The 22,370-nt window shown below is 41.0% G+C and carries 17 protein-coding genes and 1 rRNA gene; 3 read left to right on the top strand and 15 right to left on the bottom strand.

Annotated elements, in window-relative coordinates; translation table 11 throughout:
• Positions 1–54 precede the first annotated feature (54 nt).
• The 4 genes from A5889_RS11720 to hslO form a co-directional block, all read right to left on the bottom strand.
• A 16S ribosomal RNA gene (locus tag A5889_RS11720) occupies positions 55–1,614 on the bottom strand.
• A gap of 597 nt (positions 1,615–2,211) precedes the next feature.
• Positions 2,212–3,708, bottom strand: coding sequence for a lysine--tRNA ligase (lysS, locus tag A5889_RS11715; protein WP_087642047.1), 1,497 nt, complete (start codon positions 3,706–3,708; stop codon positions 2,212–2,214).
• A 94-nt stretch (positions 3,709–3,802) separates the two neighbouring features.
• Positions 3,803–4,807 carry a tRNA dihydrouridine synthase DusB gene (dusB, locus tag A5889_RS11710; protein WP_087642046.1) on the bottom strand — a complete coding sequence of 335 codons (1,005 nt, stop codon included), beginning with the start codon at positions 4,805–4,807 and terminating at the stop codon, positions 3,803–3,805.
• Between the two features lie 12 nt (positions 4,808–4,819).
• Positions 4,820–5,716: an Hsp33 family molecular chaperone HslO gene (hslO, locus tag A5889_RS11705; protein ID WP_087642045.1), complete on the bottom strand. Its 897-nt coding sequence runs from the start codon at positions 5,714–5,716 to the stop codon at positions 4,820–4,822.
• A gap of 193 nt (positions 5,717–5,909) precedes the next feature.
• Here hslO and A5889_RS11700 point away from each other — a divergent pair, with 193 nt between their 5' ends.
• Both A5889_RS11700 and A5889_RS11695 read left to right on the top strand, forming a co-directional pair.
• Positions 5,910–6,257: a PadR family transcriptional regulator gene (locus A5889_RS11700; protein WP_087642079.1), complete on the top strand. Its 348-nt coding sequence runs from the start codon at positions 5,910–5,912 to the stop codon at positions 6,255–6,257.
• On the top strand, positions 6,241–6,816 hold the full coding sequence (locus tag A5889_RS11695; RefSeq protein WP_087642044.1) for a hypothetical protein: 576 nt from the start codon (positions 6,241–6,243) through the stop codon (positions 6,814–6,816). Before A5889_RS11700 ends, A5889_RS11695 begins: the two co-directional genes overlap by 17 nt.
• Positions 6,817–6,874: 58 nt before the next feature.
• On the opposite strand, the gene ftsH is transcribed toward A5889_RS11695, so the two are convergent.
• The 9 genes from ftsH to pth form a co-directional block, all read right to left on the bottom strand.
• Positions 6,875–9,034, bottom strand: a complete 2,160-nt coding sequence (ftsH, locus tag A5889_RS11690; RefSeq protein ID WP_087642043.1) for an ATP-dependent zinc metalloprotease FtsH — start codon at positions 9,032–9,034, stop codon at positions 6,875–6,877.
• Between the two features lie 103 nt (positions 9,035–9,137).
• Positions 9,138–9,683, bottom strand: a complete 546-nt coding sequence (gene hpt / locus A5889_RS11685) for a hypoxanthine phosphoribosyltransferase (RefSeq protein WP_087642042.1) — start codon at positions 9,681–9,683, stop codon at positions 9,138–9,140.
• Positions 9,684–9,744: 61 nt separating this feature from the next.
• The gene (tilS, locus tag A5889_RS11680; protein WP_087642041.1) at positions 9,745–11,127 is read right to left on the bottom strand and encodes a tRNA lysidine(34) synthetase TilS; all 1,383 of its coding nucleotides are present in this window, start codon (positions 11,125–11,127) and stop codon (positions 9,745–9,747) included.
• A gap of 76 nt (positions 11,128–11,203) precedes the next feature.
• A complete protein-coding gene (locus tag A5889_RS11675) occupies positions 11,204–11,677 on the bottom strand; it encodes a S1 domain-containing RNA-binding protein (protein ID WP_087642040.1) in 474 nt (157 codons plus the stop codon).
• Between the two features lie 43 nt (positions 11,678–11,720).
• A complete protein-coding gene (locus tag A5889_RS11670) occupies positions 11,721–12,188 on the bottom strand; it encodes an FtsB family cell division protein (RefSeq protein WP_087642039.1) in 468 nt (155 codons plus the stop codon).
• A 63-nt stretch (positions 12,189–12,251) separates the two neighbouring features.
• Positions 12,252–12,527, bottom strand: coding sequence for an RNA-binding S4 domain-containing protein (locus tag A5889_RS11665; RefSeq protein ID WP_087642038.1), 276 nt, complete (start codon positions 12,525–12,527; stop codon positions 12,252–12,254).
• 5 nt (positions 12,528–12,532) lie between these two features.
• On the bottom strand, positions 12,533–14,116 hold the full coding sequence (locus tag A5889_RS11660) for a putative polysaccharide biosynthesis protein (RefSeq protein ID WP_087642037.1): 1,584 nt from the start codon (positions 14,114–14,116) through the stop codon (positions 12,533–12,535).
• 540 nt (positions 14,117–14,656) lie between these two features.
• Positions 14,657–18,190, bottom strand: coding sequence for a transcription-repair coupling factor (mfd, locus tag A5889_RS11655; protein WP_176372895.1), 3,534 nt, complete (start codon positions 18,188–18,190; stop codon positions 14,657–14,659).
• A gap of 26 nt (positions 18,191–18,216) precedes the next feature.
• Positions 18,217–18,783 (bottom strand): aminoacyl-tRNA hydrolase, encoded by a 567-nt coding sequence (gene pth / locus A5889_RS11650; RefSeq protein ID WP_087642035.1) that lies wholly within the window; start codon positions 18,781–18,783, stop codon positions 18,217–18,219.
• 374 nt (positions 18,784–19,157) lie between these two features.
• Here pth and A5889_RS11645 point away from each other — a divergent pair, with 374 nt between their 5' ends.
• Positions 19,158–20,138 carry an L-lactate dehydrogenase gene (locus tag A5889_RS11645; RefSeq protein WP_087642034.1) on the top strand — a complete coding sequence of 327 codons (981 nt, stop codon included), beginning with the start codon at positions 19,158–19,160 and terminating at the stop codon, positions 20,136–20,138.
• Between the two features lie 43 nt (positions 20,139–20,181).
• Here the strand turns inward: A5889_RS11645 and A5889_RS11640 are convergent, their stop codons facing one another.
• Positions 20,182–21,678, bottom strand: a complete 1,497-nt coding sequence (locus tag A5889_RS11640; protein ID WP_176372894.1) for an aldehyde dehydrogenase family protein — start codon at positions 21,676–21,678, stop codon at positions 20,182–20,184.
• 162 nt (positions 21,679–21,840) lie between these two features.
• Entirely contained in the window at positions 21,841–22,359 is a 519-nt protein-coding gene (locus A5889_RS11635) for a transcription repressor NadR (RefSeq protein WP_087642033.1), read from the bottom strand.
• Positions 22,360–22,370 lie beyond the last annotated feature (11 nt).

Raw genomic sequence — 22,370 nt, 5'->3', positions numbered from 1 at the left:
TCTCAAAACTGAACAAAGTGTTGACGAACCGTGTAGTTCCGTAATATTCCTTAGAAAGGAGGTGATCCAGCCGCACCTTCCGATACGGCTACCTTGTTACGACTTCACCCCAATCATCTATCCCACCTTAGGCGGCTGGCTCCAAAAGGTTACCTCACCGACTTCGGGTGTTACAAACTTTCGTGGTGTGACGGGCGGTGTGTACAAGGCCCGGGAACGTATTCACCGCGGCGTGCTGATCCGCGATTACTAGCGATTCCGGCTTCATGTAGGCGAGTTGCAGCCTACAATCCGAACTGAGAGAAGCTTTAAGAGATTTGCATGACCTCGCGGCCTAGCGACTCGTTGTACTTCCCATTGTAGCACGTGTGTAGCCCAGGTCATAAGGGGCATGATGATTTGACGTCATCCCCACCTTCCTCCGGTTTGTCACCGGCAGTCTCGCTAGAGTGCCCAACTGAATGATGGCAACTAACAATAAGGGTTGCGCTCGTTGCGGGACTTAACCCAACATCTCACGACACGAGCTGACGACAACCATGCACCACCTGTCACTTTGTCCCCGAAGGGAAAGCTCTATCTCTAGAGTGGTCAAAGGATGTCAAGACCTGGTAAGGTTCTTCGCGTTGCTTCGAATTAAACCACATGCTCCACCGCTTGTGCGGGCCCCCGTCAATTCCTTTGAGTTTCAACCTTGCGGTCGTACTCCCCAGGCGGAGTGCTTAATGCGTTTGCTGCAGCACTGAAGGGCGGAAACCCTCCAACACTTAGCACTCATCGTTTACGGCGTGGACTACCAGGGTATCTAATCCTGTTTGCTCCCCACGCTTTCGAGCCTCAGCGTCAGTTACAGACCAGAGAGTCGCCTTCGCCACTGGTGTTCCTCCATATATCTACGCATTTCACCGCTACACATGGAATTCCACTCTCCTCTTCTGCACTCAAGTCTCCCAGTTTCCAATGACCCTCCCCGGTTGAGCCGGGGGCTTTCACATCAGACTTAAGAAACCGCCTGCGCTCGCTTTACGCCCAATAAATCCGGACAACGCTTGCCACCTACGTATTACCGCGGCTGCTGGCACGTAGTTAGCCGTGGCTTTCTGGTTAGATACCGTCAAGGTAAGAGCAGTTACTCTCCTACTTGTTCTTCTCTAACAACAGAGTTTTACGATCCGAAAACCTTCTTCACTCACGCGGCGTTGCTCGGTCAGACTTTCGTCCATTGCCGAAGATTCCCTACTGCTGCCTCCCGTAGGAGTCTGGGCCGTGTCTCAGTCCCAGTGTGGCCGATCACCCTCTCAGGTCGGCTATGCATCATGGCCTTGGTGAGCCGTTACCTCACCAACTAGCTAATGCACCGCGGGTCCATCCATCAGTGACACCCGAAAGCGTCTTTCAAATCAACACCATGCGGTGTCGACTGTTATGCGGTATTAGCACCTGTTTCCAAGTGTTATCCCCCTCTGATGGGCAGGTTACCCACGTGTTACTCACCCGTCCGCCACTCCTCTTTTCAAATGAGTGCAAGCACTCGGTAGAAAAGAAGCGTTCGACTTGCATGTATTAGGCACGCCGCCAGCGTTCGTCCTGAGCCAGGATCAAACTCTCATAATAAAAGTTGAACACGATCTTACGATCGTTAAGCTCATTTGTTTGCTAGCATATTGCTTCGCTTGTTAAAAATTATTGTTTGTTTTCACCGTTGTGAAAACAACCTACACATTTGGTTTGTCTTACTTTGTTCAGTTTTCAAAGGTCTACGTTGTTACCTCGCAGCAACTTTTATATCATATCAAATCTTCGATTTGATGTCAACACTTTTTTAAAAAAGTTTCAAAGTTTTTTCTGCTTGGCGTTGTCGTTTGTTTCAGCGACAACTCCATTAGTTTATCAGGTTGTTTGTTATTTGTCAACAACTTTCTTCCTGATTTTTCAAGTTTTTTTAAAACTTGATTTGTTATTCTATTTCAGTCGTTTCAGCGATTTTGTTGCTCGCCTTGCGACATGTAATAATATACCAAGTTTCGGCGCGCAGGTCAATCAAAAATTGCATTTTTTTTTGAAGTTTTTTTCGTTACCGATTGTTTTATTCCTTTTGTTCTTTATCGTTCGTTTTCTAACCTCTTGAGAATGGATTTTGACTGTTTTTCAGCCTATTTCTTTACAAATAAAAAAACTGTCTATCGACTATGATAGACAGTTAAACTGTATTTATCTCATTGTTGGGAATAGTAATACATCACGAATTGATTGTGCATCCGTTAAAAGCATTACTAAACGATCGATCCCAATGCCTAAACCACCGGTTGGCGGTAATCCATACTCTAATGCTTCAATAAAGTCTTCGTCAACACCATGAGCTTCATCGTTTCCTTGCTCACGTTCTTTCTCTTGTCCTTCGAAACGTTCACGCTGATCGATCGGGTCATTCAACTCAGTAAACGCATTTGCGAATTCTTTTCCTACTATAAATAATTCAAAACGGTCAGTAAAACGCCCATCTTCTGGATTTTTCTTCGCTAATGGAGAAACTTCAACTGGATGTCCATAAACAAATGTTGGCTGTTGCAGCGTTTCTTCCACAAATGTTTCGAAGAATTCATTTAAAATGTGCCCTACTGCCATATTATCATTGATTTCTACGTTATGCTTTTTAGCCAGATCACGTGCTTGTTCAACTGACATTTCTTGCCAGAAATCCACACCTGTCTGCTCCTTGATGGCATCAACCATATGAACACGTTTGAATCCAGAGCCTAAATCTACCTGTTTTCCATCGTAAGAAATAGTTGATGTGCCTAATACTTTTTCAGCGGCATTACGAATGATCCCTTCTGTTAGATCCATTACATCTTTATAATCTGTATAAGCTGTATAAGCCTCTAACATTGTAAACTCAGGGTTATGTGTTGTATCAGTTCCTTCATTCCGGAATACACGACCAATCTCATAAACCTTTTCCATACCACCTACGATCAGACGTTTTAGATGTAATTCCAGCGCAATTCGCATGTATAAATCCATATCTAATGCATTATGGTGTGTGATAAACGGTCTTGCAGTTGCTCCACCGGCATCATTGTGTAAAACAGGCGTTTCCACTTCTACATAGCCATTGCTGTCTAAGTAGCGACGAATTTCACTAATGATTTGACTACGCTTCATGAAACGATCAAAACTATCTTTGTTACTGATCAAATCAAGGTAACGTTGACGGTAACGTTGTTCGATATTCGTCAAGCCATGATATTTATCTGGTAATGGGCGTAATGCTTTAGTTAGTAGGACGATCGTTTTCGCCTTAACAGTCACTTCTCCCGTATCAGTCTTCATAATTTGTCCAGTGACACCAAAGAAATCTCCAAGATCAGCGTGCTTGAATAGCTCATACGCTTCGTCTCCTACTTGGTCTTTGCGTACGTAGATTTGGATTTGGCCTTCGCGGTCTTGTAGGTGAGCAAATCCAGCCTTACCTTTTCCACGCTTTGTCATCATACGACCAGCAACGCTTGCCGATAAGTCTAGTTCATTTAATTCTTCTTTTGAGTTTTGGTCAAATTGTTCATGTAACTCACTTGAATTATGTGTACGGTCAAAACGTCTACCAAAGGGATCAATACCTTCTTCACGTAAGTTTTCCATTTTTTCACGACGCACAAGCATTTGATCATTTAGATCCTCTAAGTGCGCTTGTTGTTCATCTGCCACTTTATTTCCTCCATTCTGAAATCACATACCATTATAATGCCACACTAAAACGAAAAAAAGCAAGCTGAACTTTGGATTCTGCCTGCTTTTTTTATTAGATTGTTTCCATTGTCTCTTTTTCTGCATATTTTTCTGCTTTTTCTACAAATGCATCTAACAAATCGATCATATCCTGCTGTGTCTCCGCTTGATTGATCGCAGCTTTTACTTTCGCTGCACGTGGGATTCCTTTTAAATAGTAGGCAGCATGCTGACGAAATTCTCTTGTTGCAATACTTTCCCCTTTTAGGTCTACCAAACGTATTAAATGAAGTTTCGCTGTTTCGATTTTTTCAAAGGGACTTGGGTCAGGTATCAATACACCCGTTTCAAGATATTCTTTCGTACGTTGGATCATCCAAGGATTGCCTAAAGCTGCTCTGCCGATCATCACACCATCAGCACCCACATATTCGATCATTCGTTTTGCATCTTCCGGGGTTTTAACATCACCATTGCCCATAAAAGGAATCGTTAGATGACGTTTCACTTCTTTCAGCACTTCCCAGTTGGCCTTCCCTTCGTACATTTGTACACGAGTTCGTCCATGCATTGCGATAGCAGAAGCCCCTGCTTTTTCAGCAGCCAGTGCATTCTCTACAGCAAATAAGTGCTCATCATCCCAGCCTGTCCGCATTTTAACTGTTACAGGCAAAGAAACCGCTGAAGAAACGGCTTCAACCATTTCATAAACTTTGTTCGGATCTAACAGCCATTTTGCACCTGCTTCAGCTTTGATGACTTTATTGACTGGACAGCCCATATTGATATCGATGATTGCCGCTTTCGTATTTTCCTCAACAAATTTTGCTGCTTCAACAAGATTTTCTTTATTGCCGCCGAAAATCTGAACACTCAATGGGTATTCTCGCTCATCGATATAAAGCATCTCTAATGTCTTTTTATTTCTGTGCTGGATTCCTTTATCACTGATCATTTCACAAACAACTAATCCAGCACCAAATTCTTTCACAGTTACACGAAAAGCTGCATTGCTGATGCCCGCCATTGGTGCAACAACAACTCGATTGGGTATCTCAATATCGCCTATTTTCCACATCAAGCTTTCCCCCTATTTATTTCGAGTATTTTTGATTGCTTCATCCCTCAATGCGATCAAGTCCTCTTCACTATAATGGTACTTATTCCCGCAGAACTGACAAACTGCTTCTGCTCCATGATCTTCTTCGATCATAGCATTGATTTCATCAAGCCCTACAGCGATAATTGCTGTTCCAAACTTTTCTTTTGAGCAGTTACATTTGAATTGAACGGGCATTTTTTCTAAAATTTCGATCTCGTCTTTCCCTAATAGACGTTCTAAAATCCCTTCTGGAGATTCACCTTCATCGATCAGACGAGAAATCATCGGTACTTCCTGCAGACGTTGTTCAATAAAATCGATTGTCTTTTCATCTGCTCCCGGCATCACCTGAATCATAAAGCCACCAGCAGCTCTAACGTGTTCATCCGTATCAACTAAAACACTTAGACCGATGGCTGAGGGAATTTGTTCTGAAACAGCCATAAAATAAGTAAAGTCTTCGCCGATTTCGCCAGAAACGATCGGTGTTTGACCTGAGAAAGTTTCTTTCAAGCCTAAATCTTTTATCACAGTAAAGACACCTTCTGTCCCCACTGCTCCGCGAACATCGATTTTTCCGCTTTCATTAAGTGTTAAGCTGACATGCGGGTTCTTGATATAGCCTTTGGTATTTCCACTGCCGTCACTATCGACAACAATGCTTCCTGCCGGACCATTCCCTTGAACTTTGACCGTCAACTTATCTTCACCTTTTAACGTTGCACCTAATAATAGTGCCCCAACCATCGTTCTGCCTAATGCCGCAGTCGATGAGCTCCATGTATCATGACGTTCTTGTGCTTCTGAAATTGTATTTGTTGCGCAAACAGCATAAGCGCGAATCGATCCTTCATAGCATAATGCTTTTACTAAGTAATCTTCCATTTTATTTACCTCTTCTCACTTGAGACTTTATCTGACTCATTATCAGATAATACTAGGATTTCAGTATTTTTTCAACTAAAGAATTTTGACAGGCTGCTTAATGATTGACAGATTCAGGTACCTTGCGTTATTATGTACCCGTACTTAGTAATACATTGTACCTAGAAGAGTATGCATGAACGGAAGTGATCAAATGGATAAGTTAAGTGAGATGCTAAAAGGTATTTTAGAGGGCATGATGCTTCAAATCATGAGCGAAAATGAAGTCTATGGATACGAAATCGTTCGGAGATTGACAGCCATGGGATTTGCCGGAATGACAGAAGGAACGGTCTATACAATACTTTTGAGACTCGAACGCAATAAAATGGTTACTGTCACAAAAAAGCCATCTGAGCTGGGACCTCCTAGAAAATTTTATACGCTAAATGATAATGGAAAACAAGAACTCGCTGATTTTTGGGAACGATGGCAATTTTTATCAGATCGAGTAACAACCTTGAAAAACGGAAGGAGCAACCAACATGACCATCAATCATGAGATACAACAAAAAATCAAACAATTTGCTAAAGAGCAATCAACACTTTATTTGGACGATGCTGAAATGACTTATATGGAAAAATTACGTCGCAAAGCTGGCAAAAGCCGTGAAAAAATTGGTACAAAAATATCCAGATTCAAAAATACCTCTGATAAAAGCCGTGAAATGCAAGATGATATGATCCTATATATGAATGACTATATCAGCGATTTGATCGCTAATGGAATGAGCGAAGAGGAAGCATTTGAAAAAGCCAGTGATGCTCTTCGTTTTTCAAGTCAAACAGATCAATCCGATGAACTTCAGGAACGTTTTGCTCAATATTACGCAGCGATCGATCCTGCCGATCATGAAATAATCGGGTTATTTTATGGAGGCTTTGCCGTATTGGGTTTAACGATTGGAGCATTGGTCGGCTTCTTAGCTAGCGGAGGCGTACCGGAATTTATGCATACAGGCTGGATCTACACATTGATCGGCATCTTAGCTGGCGTCTTGATCGGAACTGGATTTGGTTTGATCGCTAATGCTATTCTGACCCCAAAATCCAAAATATAGACTTGATCGAAAATACAAAAAAAGCGGTGTAGTACGAATACTACACCCTTTTTATTGTTTATTTGTAACGATCTTCAAAGTTATTGCGATCATATTCAGAATCATCTTTTTTGTCTTCATCTTTTGTTTCAGACTGGACAGTTTCTTCTGTTTTTTCACTGTTCGCTTTTACTTCTTCTGCTTCGTCGTGCAATTCTTTTTTCGCATCTTCAAAGTCTTGTTTTTCTTCAGCTTGTTTTTGTGCGTCTTTTTCTTCTAACGCACGTTTTGCTTCTTCAAATGTTTGGGCCTTTTCACTTGGGAATTGGCTATCGATAACATCTTGAGGCATAACACCATCTTCAAACAATGACTTGATGCTGCGCGCATCTAATGTTTCAAATTCAAGTAGTTTTTCTGCGATCAGTTTGTGCTGAGCACGATGTGCTTCGATGATTTCATGCGCTTTATCATGAGCTTCCATCAAGATACGGCGTACTTCTTGATCGATTTCAAATGCTACTTGTTCAGAGTAAGCTTTAGTTTGACCATAATCACGGCCAACAAAGACTTGGTGGTTTCCTTCATATTGAACAGGACCTAATTTGTCGCTCATTCCATATTCAGTGACCATACTGCGGGCAATTCCTGTTGCTTGTTCAAAGTCATTTGATGCACCAGTTGATTGAACACCGAAGATGATTTCTTCTGCTGTACGTCCGCCAAGTAAGCCGACGATTTGTTCAAACATATCTTCTTTAGTCATCAAGAATTGATCTTCTTTTGGTAAAGCGATCATATATCCGCCAGCACGTCCGCGCGGAATGATCGTTACTTTGTGAACGATACGGGCACGGCTTAGAACTAAACCAACGATCGTATGTCCCGCTTCATGATATGCAACCATTTCACGTTCTTTCTTGTTGATTACGCGATCTTTCTTCGCTGGTCCGGCAATCACGCGATCTTCTGCTTCATCCACGTCGGACGCATCGATTTTCTTTTTATTACGACGAGCTGCAACTAAAGCTGCTTCGTTTAAGACATTTTCTAAATCAGCACCAGCAAAGCCTGGTGTTTGTTGTGCAACAACTTTTAAGTCAACATCATCAGCCAACGGTTTGTTACGAGCGTGAACTTTAAGGATCGCTTCACGGCCTTTCACATCTGGACGACCAACTAAAATTTGACGGTCAAAACGACCTGGACGTAATAACGCTGGGTCTAAGACATCTGAACGGTTCGTTGCAGCAATGACGATCACGCCTTCATTCCCATCAAAACCATCCATTTCAACTAGCAACTGATTCAAGGTTTGTTCACGTTCATCGTGTCCGCCACCCATACCAGCACCACGTTGACGACCAACGGCATCGATCTCATCGATAAAGATGATCGCTGGCGCATTTTTCTTCGCTGTTTCAAACAAGTCACGAACACGGCTCGCACCGACACCGACAAACATTTCGACGAAGTCTGAACCAGAGATTGAGTAAAACGGTACGCCAGCTTCACCTGCTACGGCTTTAGCAAGTAATGTTTTACCTGTTCCTGGAGGTCCCTCTAAAAGAACACCCGCTGGGATACGTGCTCCTAATTCAACGAAGCGTCTTGGATCTTTTAAGAACTCGACTACTTCAACTAATTCTTGTTTTTCTTCTTCGGCTCCGGCTACGTCAGAGAAACGCACACGGTTCGCTTTTTTGTCTGCTTCTTTGGCTTTTGATTTACCAAAGTTCATGACACGGCCGCCGCCACCGCCACCGCCGCCTTGTTGACCCATCATCATATAGAATAAGAAGATGAATAACACGATCGGTAAGAAGCTAAATAGGATCGACAACCAAGCACCGCTTGTTGACTGTTCTTTTACTGTTAATTTTACATTATTGTCTTTCGCCATTTCTTGAATCCCTGATAAAGTGATGTCACTTGGCAGGACAATCGTTGTAAATGATTTTGTTGAAACCTCTGTCGATCCCCATAACGAAAGACCACCAGTATTTTTGATTTCTTGTTTGTCTTTATACTGACCAACGATCTTGTACACGCCATTTGTTGGCTGGATCGTCATTTCCTTGATTTTCCCTTTTTCTAATTGGGTATTAAAGGTTGAGTATTCAATATCCGGCGACTGTTGATTGCTATTTCCAAAGATGAAATATACAACCATGACCATCGCTAAAATAAGCAATACATAGTATAGGCCATTTTTCATGCCGCTATTTTTTTTATTCATGCCTGTCCTCCTTTGAACAACTGCTCGTAATTCTTGTGTTTACGGTTTATTTTTTATCAATTCTGACCATTACATTGTAACATAACTATTTCCAAGAGAGATATTAATTTGATTCGTAGATTTCTGGTTTCAAGACCCCTACGTAAGGCAGGTTCCGATAAGCTTCTGCATAGTCTAAACCATAACCGACAACGAATTCATTCGGTACATCAAAGCCAACGTAATCTGCTACGATATCTACAACACGGCCTTCTGGTTTATCTAATAATGTAACGATTTTTACAGAAGCTGCTTTTCTATATTTAAATAGATCTACTAAATAAGCTAATGTTCGGCCACTATCGATGATATCTTCAACGATCAGGATATCCCGACCTTCAACATTTGTGTCCAGATCTTTGACGATTTTCACTTCACCGGATGATACCGTTGCATTACCATAGCTTGACACGTCCATAAAATCCATTTCCAAATGCGTATCGATGCAGCGTGTAATATCAGCCATAAAAGGAATGGCACCTTTTAAAATACCGATCACTAAAGGATTCTTGCCTTTGTAATCTTCTGTCAGCTGTTTTCCAAGTTCAGCTGATTTTTCAAGGATTTGTTCTTGTGAAATCAAAACTTGCTTAATATCTTTCTCTAGCATAGTGCTCTCCTTTTCCTTGTAGGTTATTATCCCTTATTTCATCGTTCGTATTTATTGATTTTTACTCCTTTGTTTTATAAAGGAGTCTGTAGAGTATTTTATCAGTTTCTTTAGGAATACTCAAATGCGAATTTGCAAATTTAGGCATCCAAATGATCTCTCCTGTACTTGAGAGAATCAGCCACGTTTTTTCCCGAATAGAATTAGGGATTTTTTGATCGATAAATAGCCGTTTGACTCGTTTCGTTAATTTGGGTGTCAACGCGATTCGATCCCCTTCTTTCCTGTGCCGGATAGATAGCGGTAAGGGGATCTCACTGCTGATCGTCAAGGAAAGTTCCTGCCAGTTTCTAATTTTTTCAGGTTGTTCAGCATCGGCTCCTATTTGTTCTAAGCATATCCATTCATTCTCAGAAAGAAACAATTGCTCGCCTATGTTTAAAGAAAATACTTCTTTTTCTAAAGGCAATGTTTTTTTTCTCAAATAAGCAACATCATATTCCTTGATCATTTGCCAATCCTGCTCTAAGTCGACCGTCATCTGAGGCTTTGAATCATTTACCAGTGCTAAAAGCTGTTGCACTTGTTTCTGGCTGACTTTGACTTTTCGGGATACCAAAGTTTGCTGAAGGAATTGTTGGATGAAAAAAAATTGAACGCTTTTTTCTTCCTGTTTTAGCTCTTGCAATTGAATTTGCCAACCTTCTTGTGTTTCTGACACCCAACTTTGATACTTAGGCAAAATCACTGATTGGATCACTTCATCCGCATAGCTGATTTGTGTACTAAAGTCACTCATATGTTGTAAAAACTGTTGGTTTTCTTTTTTCAATAGTGGGATAACACTGTGTCTCATCCGGTTACGTACATACTCATCACTCAGATTCGTGCTATCTTCAAAATAGATAATTTTTTTCTGTTCAGCAAATTGCTCTATTTGTTCTTTCGAAAATAGTAGCAACGGACGGATCAATTGCCCTTCTCCAAACGTTTGCTGAAAACGAATGCCTACTAAATTTGCCAACGCGCTACCTCGGGTCAGCTTCATCACGATCGTTTCAGCCTGATCGTCTTTGTGGTGCGCTGTAAATAGTTTTGAATAATCGTTTTTTTTCATAAGCTCTGTAAAAAAAGTATAACGGAATTGTCGAGCTCGTGCTTCCGTATTTCGGGATTTATCAACAGCTTCCCACTTCTTACTATAGTAAGGCAGTCCTTCTTTTTGGCAATATTGCTGCAGATAGTCTGACTCTTTAGCTGATTCCGATCGTAACTGATGATTCACATGCGCTATTGCTAGATGAAAGCCATCTTTTTCAGCTGATCGCTGCATCAAATGCATTAGTACCATGGAGTCAACTCCTCCAGAGACAGCTAGAAGAATTCGCTCCCCTGGTCGCCAATATCGATTCTTTTTGCAATAGCGGTAAAATTCCTGAAACATTCACTCACTCCCAGTTTCTTTCACTAAAGTTAGCTAAAACAGAAAAGCCGAGCTCTCGCTCAGCTTCGATTGTCTATTAGTTACGGCGTCCACCACGTCCGCCACGTTTACCTTCTGTATTGCGTTTCAATGAAGACAAACGGTCATCACTATCTTTTAAAAATGAACTCATCAATGAATCAAAATCTTGTTTTGAATTTGTTGGCTGTGCTCTTGTAAATTGTTTTTTAGGCGCTGGACGTTGTCCACGGTCACGATTTCCTTGATGTTCATGGTTATCACGACGTTGAAATTCACGCTTTTGTTCTACTGGTTGTTCTTGTGCTTTACGAATGGACAAGCCGACTTTGCCGTCATCACCAACCGAAGTAACTTTGACTGTCACTTCATCTCCTACCGTTAAGACATCATGGATGTCTTTAACGAATCCATTTGATACTTCACTAATGTGGACCAACCCTGTTTTCCCTTCACCTAAATCGATAAAGGCACCAAAATTTGTGATACCTGACACTTTCCCTGGCAACTTAGCTCCTACTTCAATTGACATAAAAAAAATGTTCCTCCTATTATTTACCCTATTATATCTGCAGTTATTCTCCTGATTGTTTCTCAGAGGAATGAGACTGTGATTGACTTTCTTCTGCTGATGATTTTTGTTCTGCATTCGAGCTAGTTGTTCCGCCTAACTCTGGGATATTGTAGATTTGTTCGCCTTCTTTTGAAACGTAAAAACGACTGCGTGCTAGCTTCGCTACGTAATCTTCATCTCTTAACAGCGCGACATCTTGTTCTAAAAGTTTAAGCTTCTTGTCTGCTTCTTTCGATTCAGCTACAGCTTCAACATGTTGTTTCTTAAAGGTATTGAGCTGTTGGTAATCTTTCATCAGCTGAAACCCTGAAACGAGAAAAATCACAAATGCTACGAGAAAAACAACCGCTAAACGTCGGCGTCTGAAAATCAACTGTTTATGCTGTTTTTGAAACTCGGCATACTGCTCTTTTGTATACTCATTATCTAATGCAGCAACTTTCTCCGTGTCTTTTTTCTTTTTTCCCATGTTTTCCGCTCCACTCGTTTTTTGGTTTGTCTGCTATATTATACCAACATCTAAGATGCTTGTCTAATCTAAATTATCACTATTTTCTACTCTTTTTTCGGAAATAATTTGGTACATCTTCTCAGCATCTTCTTTTTTTGTTGAATCACGAAGCTCAAGAACCTCAACTTCTAGTATTTTATTCCCAAATTGGATCTTGATTTGATCACCGATCTTCACATTACTGGACGATTTTGCAAGAACACCATTGATTTGAATCCGACCTTTATCCGCAACTTCTTTTGCCACGGGTCTTCTTTTGATGATACGTGAAACTTTTAAAAATTTATCTAAACGCATAACTATTACCTCTTCATTCTTAATATTTTCGATCCAAACGGCAATGTCAGCCATTCACGGATCGTGAATAATTTTATTTTGATGATAATGAAAATAAACGAGCCGCCGCCGATCAGAACACCTAAAATCGTGACAACTAACGCTTGACCACGATGTCCGATCATTCCTAGAAGAATCGCAACTACTGCCTGATAGCATAGCAAGATGATCGTCATTCCACCTAAACTAATCAACAGCTTCTTAAGAAAACGTCCTTCGCCCGCAAATTGGTTAATTTCCTTTTCTGAAAAAAGAACCAACAATAACAATGTAGTCATTAGCCCCATAATGGTCGATAGACTCGCTCCAGCAGTTCCCCATAGATAAATCAAGGGATGTGAAGAAAATGCCTTCACTAACAAACCTGCAAAAGCAGCTAACAGCGCTGTTTTGAACTGATTTTTACTTTGAAAAATACTTTGATAGGCTTGGATCACCGCCATGAATGCAATCGAACAAACATAGATACCCAAAACTCCATTTCCCTGATAATCCTTAAATAGTGCATAATTCATATAAGGAAGCAATAATGCTAATCCGACTGAAGCTGCCGCTGCAATGGCTGTAGTCAATCGCAAAAAAATCTTCGCAGCCTGTAAAAAGCGCCCTTGTTCTTGATTGATAAAATACTTCGTCAGTGCCGGTAGAAAACTAGAACTCAAGGCTAAAGCAACGACCAAGCCTAATTGTACTAAAGGCTGTCCCCGATCATAGACACCCTTATCGATTTTTGCTGCTGAATCACTTAGCCCTGAGACAACCAGCGCATTTTTTACGACAAATGAATCAATCAATTGAAACAAAATCAAAAAAGCGCTGTACAATGACACGATACCGCCTTCCAGCAACAGCCGTCCAAATAATTTTCTCGACTCTTTTGAGAAAGACCATTGTGTCAGATAAGCTGAGCTACCTACCCTTATTTTCTGATCGTAATACCAAAGAATCACAGCGGCAACGATACCGCCAAAAAGTGCACCAGCCATTGCGATCGTACCGGTTTGATAAATCGACCAACCGAAACTGCTAAATGAATAAGCAGCGATCAAAATCACGCCTACTCGAACAATTTGCTCTGCTACTTGAGAAACAGCACTCGGAATCATTAATAGATGTCCTTGAAAGTTACCGCGGTAAAAGGATAGGATCGGTACCAGTAAAAAAGTAAAAGAAACGACCCGAATCAAGGAGGCCAGCTTAGGATCTCCCATCATATAGGCAATTTCGTCACTACCTAAAAAGAAAAAGCCCCAGCAGGACACTGCAATCACAAAAACAAAAGGAAACAGCTGCTGTAACACCTTCTTTTGACCACTGATCTCCGGCTGCTCTGCTACTACTTTCGAAATAAACTGCGGCAACCCAGACAGTGCTAACGTCATCGCGATTCCATAAATCGGATAAACCTGCTGGTAAACATAAAACCCTTCATCTCCAACTAAATTTTGAAAAGGCACACGATAAACGGCGCTCAGTACCTTAGCAACAAACGATGCCGCTGTCAAAACAACGGCCCCCTGCATCATCGACCGCATCTCCTTATGTGCCATTAATTAACCTCCAATCTAAAAGCTGAACGAGCTCGATTGATCTCGACTGAAAAATAGAAAAAATGACTTGGCGATACTTTTTATCGCCATGAATTTTTATCTTTTTTCCGAGAGATCAGCTTGTGGGGCTGGATAAGTCTAAAAGCTGAACAGACCGATTAGCTCTCGAACAAATTAGGAAATTTTGACGAAGATGTTCTTTATCTTTGACAAAATTTATCTATTTGTTTCTAGAGCTGGTCTGAGAAGCTGGATATGCCTAAAAGCTGAACAAGCTCGATTGATCTCGACTGAAAAATAGGAAAAATGACTTGGCGATACTTTTTATCGCCATGAATTTTTATCTTTTTTCCGAGAGATCAGCTCGTGAAGCTGGATAAATCTAAAAGCTGAACAGACCGGTCTGCTCGCGAACAAATTAGGAAATTTTGACGAAGGTGTTCTTTATCTTTGACAAAATTTATCTATTTGTTTCTAGAGCTGGTCTGAGAAGCTAGATAAGTCTAAAAGCCAAACCCGCTCCATCGTTCTCAGCTATTTTCACTCAGCCTCCACTGCACTTGTTTTGTATTTTTCTTGTCTTAAAGCAGTGGTAAACGATGCTACTTCTTGCAGCCATGCTGCTTCTTTCATATCTCTCGGCACTTTCAGCCTGATCGTCATCTTTTCATTGTCTACAGCTAAATCTGCTTTTAGCTGTGTTTCAGATAACGCTTCAAAAATCTGTTCTACACTATAGGTCTTTGTTCCGACTTTACTTAAAGTGAATACAATCTCTTGTTTACGCTTGCGAATCGTTTCGAGCAATGCACGATCGCCATCCATTTTGATTTGTCCAGTCGTCAATAAATGCGCCACCTCATCAGGATATTCACCAAATCGGTCAAGAAGATCTGCTTCCAACTCATCGTACATATCCATATTTTCCAACTGGCGGATTCGTTTGTAAATTTCGATTTTTTGACGTTCGTCTGAGATATAGGATGTCGGTAAATAGGCATCGATCCCAAGATCGATTTCCACTGTTGTCTTTTGATCCTGAATATTTTTCCCTTGCTTACGGGCAACAGCTTCTGACAGCATTTGTGAGTACATGTCAAAACCGACCGAGTCGATAAAGCCATGTTGTTGTGCGCCAAGTAAGTTCCCAGCCCCTCGAATCGATAGATCGCGCATTGCGATTTTAAATCCTGAACCTAACTCCGTAAAGTCTTTGATCGCTTCTAAGCGCTTTTCACTGACTTCATTTAGGATTTTCTGCTGTTCATACATAAAATAAGCATATGCCACACGATTACTACGGCCAACTCGGCCACGTAATTGATACAATGTCGACAAGCCCATATAGTCTGCATTTTCAACAAATAATGTATTGGCATTAGGGATATCTACCCCGGTTTCAATGATCGTTGTTGTGACCAGAACATCATATTGCCGCTCGATAAAATCGAACAAAGTATTCTCCAGCTGAACTTCGGTCATCTGGCCATGGGCATAAGCAATTCTTGCTTCTGGAACCAGTGCTTGGATTTCCTCGACTTTTTGTTCGATCGTATCTACGCGGTTATATAGATAAAATACTTGACCGTCTCTTGCCATTTCCCGCTCAATGGCTTCTCTGATCGCCCCTGGATTGCTTTCCATCACATAAGTCTGGATCGGATAACGGTTTTCAGGTGGTGTTTCGATGACAGAAAGGTCCCGAACGCCCAACATAGACATATGCAAAGTACGAGGGATCGGCGTAGCTGTCAGAGTCAATACATCGACCTGCGCCCGTAATTGTTTTAGCCGCTCTTTGTGTTTGACCCCAAACCGCTGCTCTTCATCGATCACTAATAATCCCAGATCACTAAAATTCACATCCTGTGAAAGCAATCGATGCGTTCCAACAACGATATCCACTTGCCCATGCTTGATTTTTTCAATGGTTTCATTTTGCTGCTTCTTCGTTCTGAAGCGGCTGAGCAGACCAACTTCAACTGGGAATCCTTCAAAACGATCCAGCATTGTTTCATAATGCTGTTGTGCTAAAATGGTCGTCGGCACTAAAAAGGCGACTTGTTTATTATTATTGATTGCTTTGAATGCCGCTCTTAAAGCCACCTCTGTTTTTCCATAACCAACATCTCCCACTAATAAGCGATCCATCGGGCGTGACCGTTCCATATCATGTTTGATTTCTGCCGTACTACGAAGCTGATCATCTGTTTCACTATATGGAAAAGCATCTTCAAATTCTTTCTGGTAAGCATCATCTGGTGGAAAAGCGTAGCCTTTTTCAGATTCTCTGGATGCATAAAGCTGAATCAGATCATCCGCGATATCTTCGATTTTTGAAGAAACCTTGCGCTTGGTTTTACTCCATTCGCTGCCGCCTAGTTTATTTACTTTAGGTGACTTTGCTTCTGAAGCAACGAATTTTTGAATCAAATTCAGTTGCGTGACTGGTATAAAAAGCTTGTCATCATTTTGGTATAGAATCGTAATGTAGTCTTGATGGACACCGTCGACTTCTAATGTCTGCATACCGATGTACTTACCGATCCCATGATTTGCATGAACGACATAATCACCGTTTTTTAAATCACTATAGCTTTTTAAGCGTTCCGCATTAGAAACCGTTTGGCGGCGCGCTCTTTTTTTCGTAGTTGTATGGAAGATTTCTTTTTCTGTGATTGCGACGATTTTTTCAAGAGGTAATTCAAACCCAGTTTGCAATGCCCCTTCAACGATTTGAATTTTCCCTTCAAGCAATTTATTCGGTGAAGCTGTGACACTTGAGATATCAAAATCCCGAAACAGCTCTTCCACTTTTTGACTACGTTCTTTCGTAGGCACAAAAACAATGACTGTCTGATCTTGTTTTTGCCAACGATCCATTTCAGTTTTCAATAAGGGCATTTGTCCGAAGAACTGCTGCATCGAACGATACTGAAAATTATGGATTGCTTGGAAGCGAAGATTCCCCATTCCTTTTTGAAACAGCGAAAAGAAAGTTGCTGAAAAGGGCATTTTGCGAATTTGTTCGTGGAAATCTACGCCAAAAGTTTGTTCTGGGAAAACACGCATTTCTTCCAATTTAAGAACGTGCCATTCATTTTCTTCTCGAATGATTTCACGTTCTGCTTCTAAAATACGGGCATAATCATCAACAAAAATCAAACTGTCTTCAGACAAATAATCCAATAATGTGGTTTTTTCTTCATATAAGAAATCTGTATAATAATGAGCAGTCTCTGTAGGGATTCCCTGACTCCAAGAAGTTGCCAACTGACCAAAATAATCGGTTAAAAAGCCTCTTTCTGTTGCTTCTTTGGCAACCGCAACTCTTTTTTCTAAAGCCTTACTCAACTGCTTTTCTCCATAAGCTAAGTCTTTTTGAGAGAAAATCATATCTGTCATTGGGGACAATGTAACAGATTCGATCGCTCCAACTGAGCGCTGAGTGTCAGCTTCAAACTGACGAAGCGAATCGATTTCAATATCAAATAATTCCGCTCGAACAGGATATTCTGCATTCAATGGGTAGACATCTACGATACTGCCGCGAATACTAAAATCTCCCGGCTTTCCAACTAAAGACTGCCGCTCATACCCCATCAGGACTAACTGCTGCGCTAATGTGTCCAGCTCGATCTCGCCGCCGATTTCCCAATGTAGCTGAGCTTGTTCCCAGGTCTGTTTGCTAGGCAAGTATTTCCTTAATCCTGCCACCGGAACCACAATGATCCCAGCTTTTTCTGTCAATAAGAAATTAAGAGTAGCCACTCGTTCTGCTCTCGCTTCTGGCGATGAAAAAGCCATCTCAGCGGATAACACTTCATCTACTGGAAACAAATAGACTTCTTCATCCGATAATACATTACGAAAATCTTCCACCAACTGGTTGCCGTAATAAAGATTAGGGACCGCAACGACGATTTTTTTCTTTTTTTGTTTAAATGCGCTAGTCATGATCAGTGTTTTAGCAGAACCCGCTAACCCTGTGATTAGTTGACGGTTGCTTCCTGCTAATTGTTGCTGCCATTCCTGAACCAGTGGACTTGAACCGATTCGTTCGATGATATTCACGTCAGGCGACCTCCTTCTTCTATAATTTATTTGCCGTTAAAATGATTCATTGTATCAACAAATGTATGCCCTTCGCTGGCATAGATCGCTGCATCCGCTGCAGTTTTCACAGCTAATAAAATCTCTTCGTGCTGCTCTTTAGGAAAGCCGCTCAACACATGATGTACGACCGGAGTATTTCCAAGCGGGCGACCGATCCCTACCTTGATTCTTGGAAACACATTTGTCCCTAGATGAGCAATCAAACTTTTTATTCCATTATGCCCACCGGCCCCGCCTTTTTCGCGCAATCGAATTTTGCCGACTGCTAAATCTAAATCATCATAAATAACGATCAGCTCTTCATCAGCCACGCCGTAATAAGTCATCAACGGACCTACTGAACGACCTGATTCATTCATGAAGGTCAGAGGTTTGACCAGCATGATTTTCTCCGTGCCGATAAAAAACTGCGCAATATCTGCTTCAAACTGGCTTTTATTAAAAGTTGCATTGTAACGATGTGCAATTTCATCTATCGTTATAAAGCCAATATTATGTTTTGTTTCTTGATACTTACTTCCTGGATTACCTAACCCAACGATCATTTTCATTATCTATTTCTCCTTCATTTTAAAAGGACTAAAAGAGAACGTTCTTCACAAATTTCTCTTTCCTCATTTTTATATTGTTCAACACAAAATACCCAGGCAGGAAAATCTTCTGCCCAGTTTTTTTACAATTATACCATAAAACAGCCTACAGCCTACCTTTTTAAATGTTTAAAAAATTCGTAAGAGAGCGCTCTTTCTTTTTACACGAAAAAAACTTTTAAAAACATAAATAGTGAAATACCGCACATGAAAGAGTTTTCTTATGAAACACCCTTAAAAACTGTATTAATAAATACAAACAAAAAACGTGACAAACATCACAAACGGTGGTATTATCAACGTGTTAAAACAATTAACAGAAAGGAATGGTACACATGACTGCAGCAGCAGGAAATAAAGATCATCAAAAAGTAATTTTAGTTGGAGATGGCGCTGTCGGATCTAGTTACGCATTTGCCTTAGTCACACAAAACATTGCACAAGAAGTTGGAATTATAGATATAGATACAAAGAAAACTGAAGGAGATGCTGCTGATTTATCTCACGCCTTGGCATTTACTTCTCCTAAGAAAATTTATGCTGCTACTTATGACGATTGTCATGACGCTGACCTTGTTGTATTAACTGCAGGTGCTGCTCAAAAACCTGGCGAAACAAGAATCGATCTAGTCCACAAAAACTTAAAAATCAATAAACAAATCGTGACATCGATCGTTGATTCTGGTTTTAGCGGAATTTTCTTAGTTGCCGCAAACCCAGTTGATATTTTAACTTATTCTACATGGAAATTCTCAGGATTTCCAAAAGAACGCGTTATTGGTTCTGGAACCTCTTTAGACTCTGCACGTTTCCGTCAAGCAATCGCAGAATTAGTCGATGTTGATGCCCGTAACGTCCATGCTTACATTTTAGGAGAACACGGAGATACTGAATTTCCGGTTTGGTCTCATGCGAATGTCGCTGGTCTACAAATTTATGAATGGGTCAAAAATAATCCTGATACGGATGAAGAAGCTATGGTCAACTTATTCTTCAATGTACGGGACGCTGCTTATTCGATCATCGAGAAAAAAGGCGCAACATTCTACGGGATCGCTGCTGCTTTAGCTCGTATCACAAAAGCGATCTTAGATGATGAAGATTCTGTTTTCCCACTTTCTGTTTACTTAGATGGTGAATATGGACAAAACGATATTTATATCGGTGCACCAGCAGTCATCAACCGCCAAGGAATCAAGCAAGTCATTGAAATCCCATTGACAGATTCTGAAATGGATCGGATGAACGCTTCCGCAAATGCATTAAAAGACGTGATCAAATCTGCATTTGAAAAATTCGAAGCTGAAAATAATTAATTCAAAAAACATCGCAGTGAGTAAAACTGCGATGTTTTTTTGTTTAATTATATAACCCATCCGGCTCTTCTTTTGTCACAATGTAAATATTTTTCATTTGCGTATACGCATCCAGCATCGATTTGTGTGTTTCACGACCGATCCCAGATTTCTTATAGCCGCCAAATGGGGCACCTGCTGGTAATTGATTATACGTATTGACCCACATCCGACCTGTTCTCACTTTGCGGGCAACACGAATCGCTGTATTGATATTTTGAGAGAATACAGCACCACCAAGACCATAATCTGATTGATTGGCCAATGCGATGACTTCCTCTTCTGTTTTGAATTTCATCACTGTAGCAACAGGACCAAAAATTTCCTCTTGCGCAATACACATAGTATTATCTGCATCTGCTAATAAGGTTGGTGCTAAAAACGCACCTTTATCTAATCCATTCTCAGTAATCTTATAGCCGCCTGTAATTAACTTCGCGCCTTCTTTAGTCCCGATTTCTACATACTCTAAAATCCCTTTTAATTGTTTTTCATTGATTTGAGCACCCATTTGAATGCCGTCTTCCCATGGCAAACCGACTTTGATCGTTTCAAATTTTTCTTTTAGTGCAGCTACAAATCGATCGTAAATTCCTTCTTGGACAAAGACACGAGAACCAGCGCAGCATACCTGACCCTGATTGAACAAGATCCCTAATTGAACACCTTCTAAGGCCCGCTCCCAATTCGCATCATCAAAGATGATATTGGCTGATTTACCACCCAGCTCAAGCGTTGCCGGAATCAACTTTTCAGCCGCCGCTTTTGCTACAGTATAGCCAACCTCTGTCGAGCCTGTGAACGCCAACTTATCAAAGCCTTCATGCTCGAGCATGTAGTTCCCAGAATCCGACCCACGGCCTGTGATTAAATTGACCACCCCTTTTGGCAATACTTTATCGAGCAGTTTAAATAATTCCAACAAACTTAAGGAAGTTGTGGAAGAAGGATGGATAACGACTGTATTTCCTGCTGCAAGTGCTGGTGCTAGCTTCCAAGCGCCCATCAACAACGGAAAATTCCAAGGAATGATCTGCCCTACTACACCGATCGGCTCTTTAATGACCAGTGATAATGTATCTGCATCAAAATCTTTCACAGTACCTTCTTCACCACGGATCACTCCAGCAAAATAGCGAAAATGATCCGCTGTCGCCGGAACATCGATCGTCATTGTTTCGCGAAGGGGTTTCCCATTATCTAACGTTTCAACTAATGCTAAGTGCTCTTTATTTTCATCGATTAAATCAGCAATTTCCAACAACAAGTGACTGCGGGTCGCTACATCGACCTCTTTCCATGTTTCAAAAGCTTTTTGTGCCGCTGCGACTGCCTGATCAACATCTTCATGAGTAGCATCAACAAAATCAGCCAGTTTTTCACCATTACTGGGGTTATAACTAGAGATTGTTTGACTACCTGAGCCCTGCGTCCATTTACCGTCAATATACAGCTGGTACGCGTCATCCACCGTATTACGAACATCAATTGGTCTACTCAATTTTAAATCACTCCTTATTTTAGATAGCGCTTACATTTTATTATATAGCTAAAAGTGAAAAAGTAAATAGACTTTCCAATCTTTTTTGATTTTTATCTAAAAAATAATCGGTATACCTAAAAAAAAGACAACCTTAATTTAGACCGTCTTTTTTAGCACTCGCTAATTTTCATATAAGATTCCTTTTTCAGACAATGCTTCTTTGATCCGCACCAGCATTTCTTCATCTGCACAATGAATCGTGTGCAAATGAACGCCCTCAGTCAACTCTGATAACAATGAGGCATTGCTGTTCTCATACATTTTTATGAATGATCGAATTTCTTTTTCTGTACGAATATGCAATCCGCCAGTCAGCTCACCATAAATAGGATGCTCAACCACTACATCAACGATTTCTCCACCGCATGCGACAATGATCGATAATTCTTCTGCCGTTTTTTCCGGGGCATGCTGGCAAGCGATTTTACGCCATATTCCTTTTTTATCTTGGGTCGTTTCCAGTAAATAGCCGCGCGCAGTTGCAATGATCTCTTGTCCTGCAGCTCTCAAAAGGGCAACATCTCCAACAATGATTTGACGACTGACATTAAAATCTTTTGCAAAACGGCTGGCGCTTACTGGTTTTTCAGCTGTCGTTAGCGTCTGTAAAATCAGTTCCCGCCTTTTGATCCCATCCATTTATTTTCCTC

It is taken from the genome of Enterococcus sp. 9D6_DIV0238 (genome assembly GCF_002174455.2).
Classification (GTDB): domain Bacteria; phylum Bacillota; class Bacilli; order Lactobacillales; family Enterococcaceae; genus Enterococcus_L; species Enterococcus_L dunnyi.
Note: the sequence above shows the minus strand (reverse complement) of the source record. Positions and strands in the feature narration are given on the sequence as shown.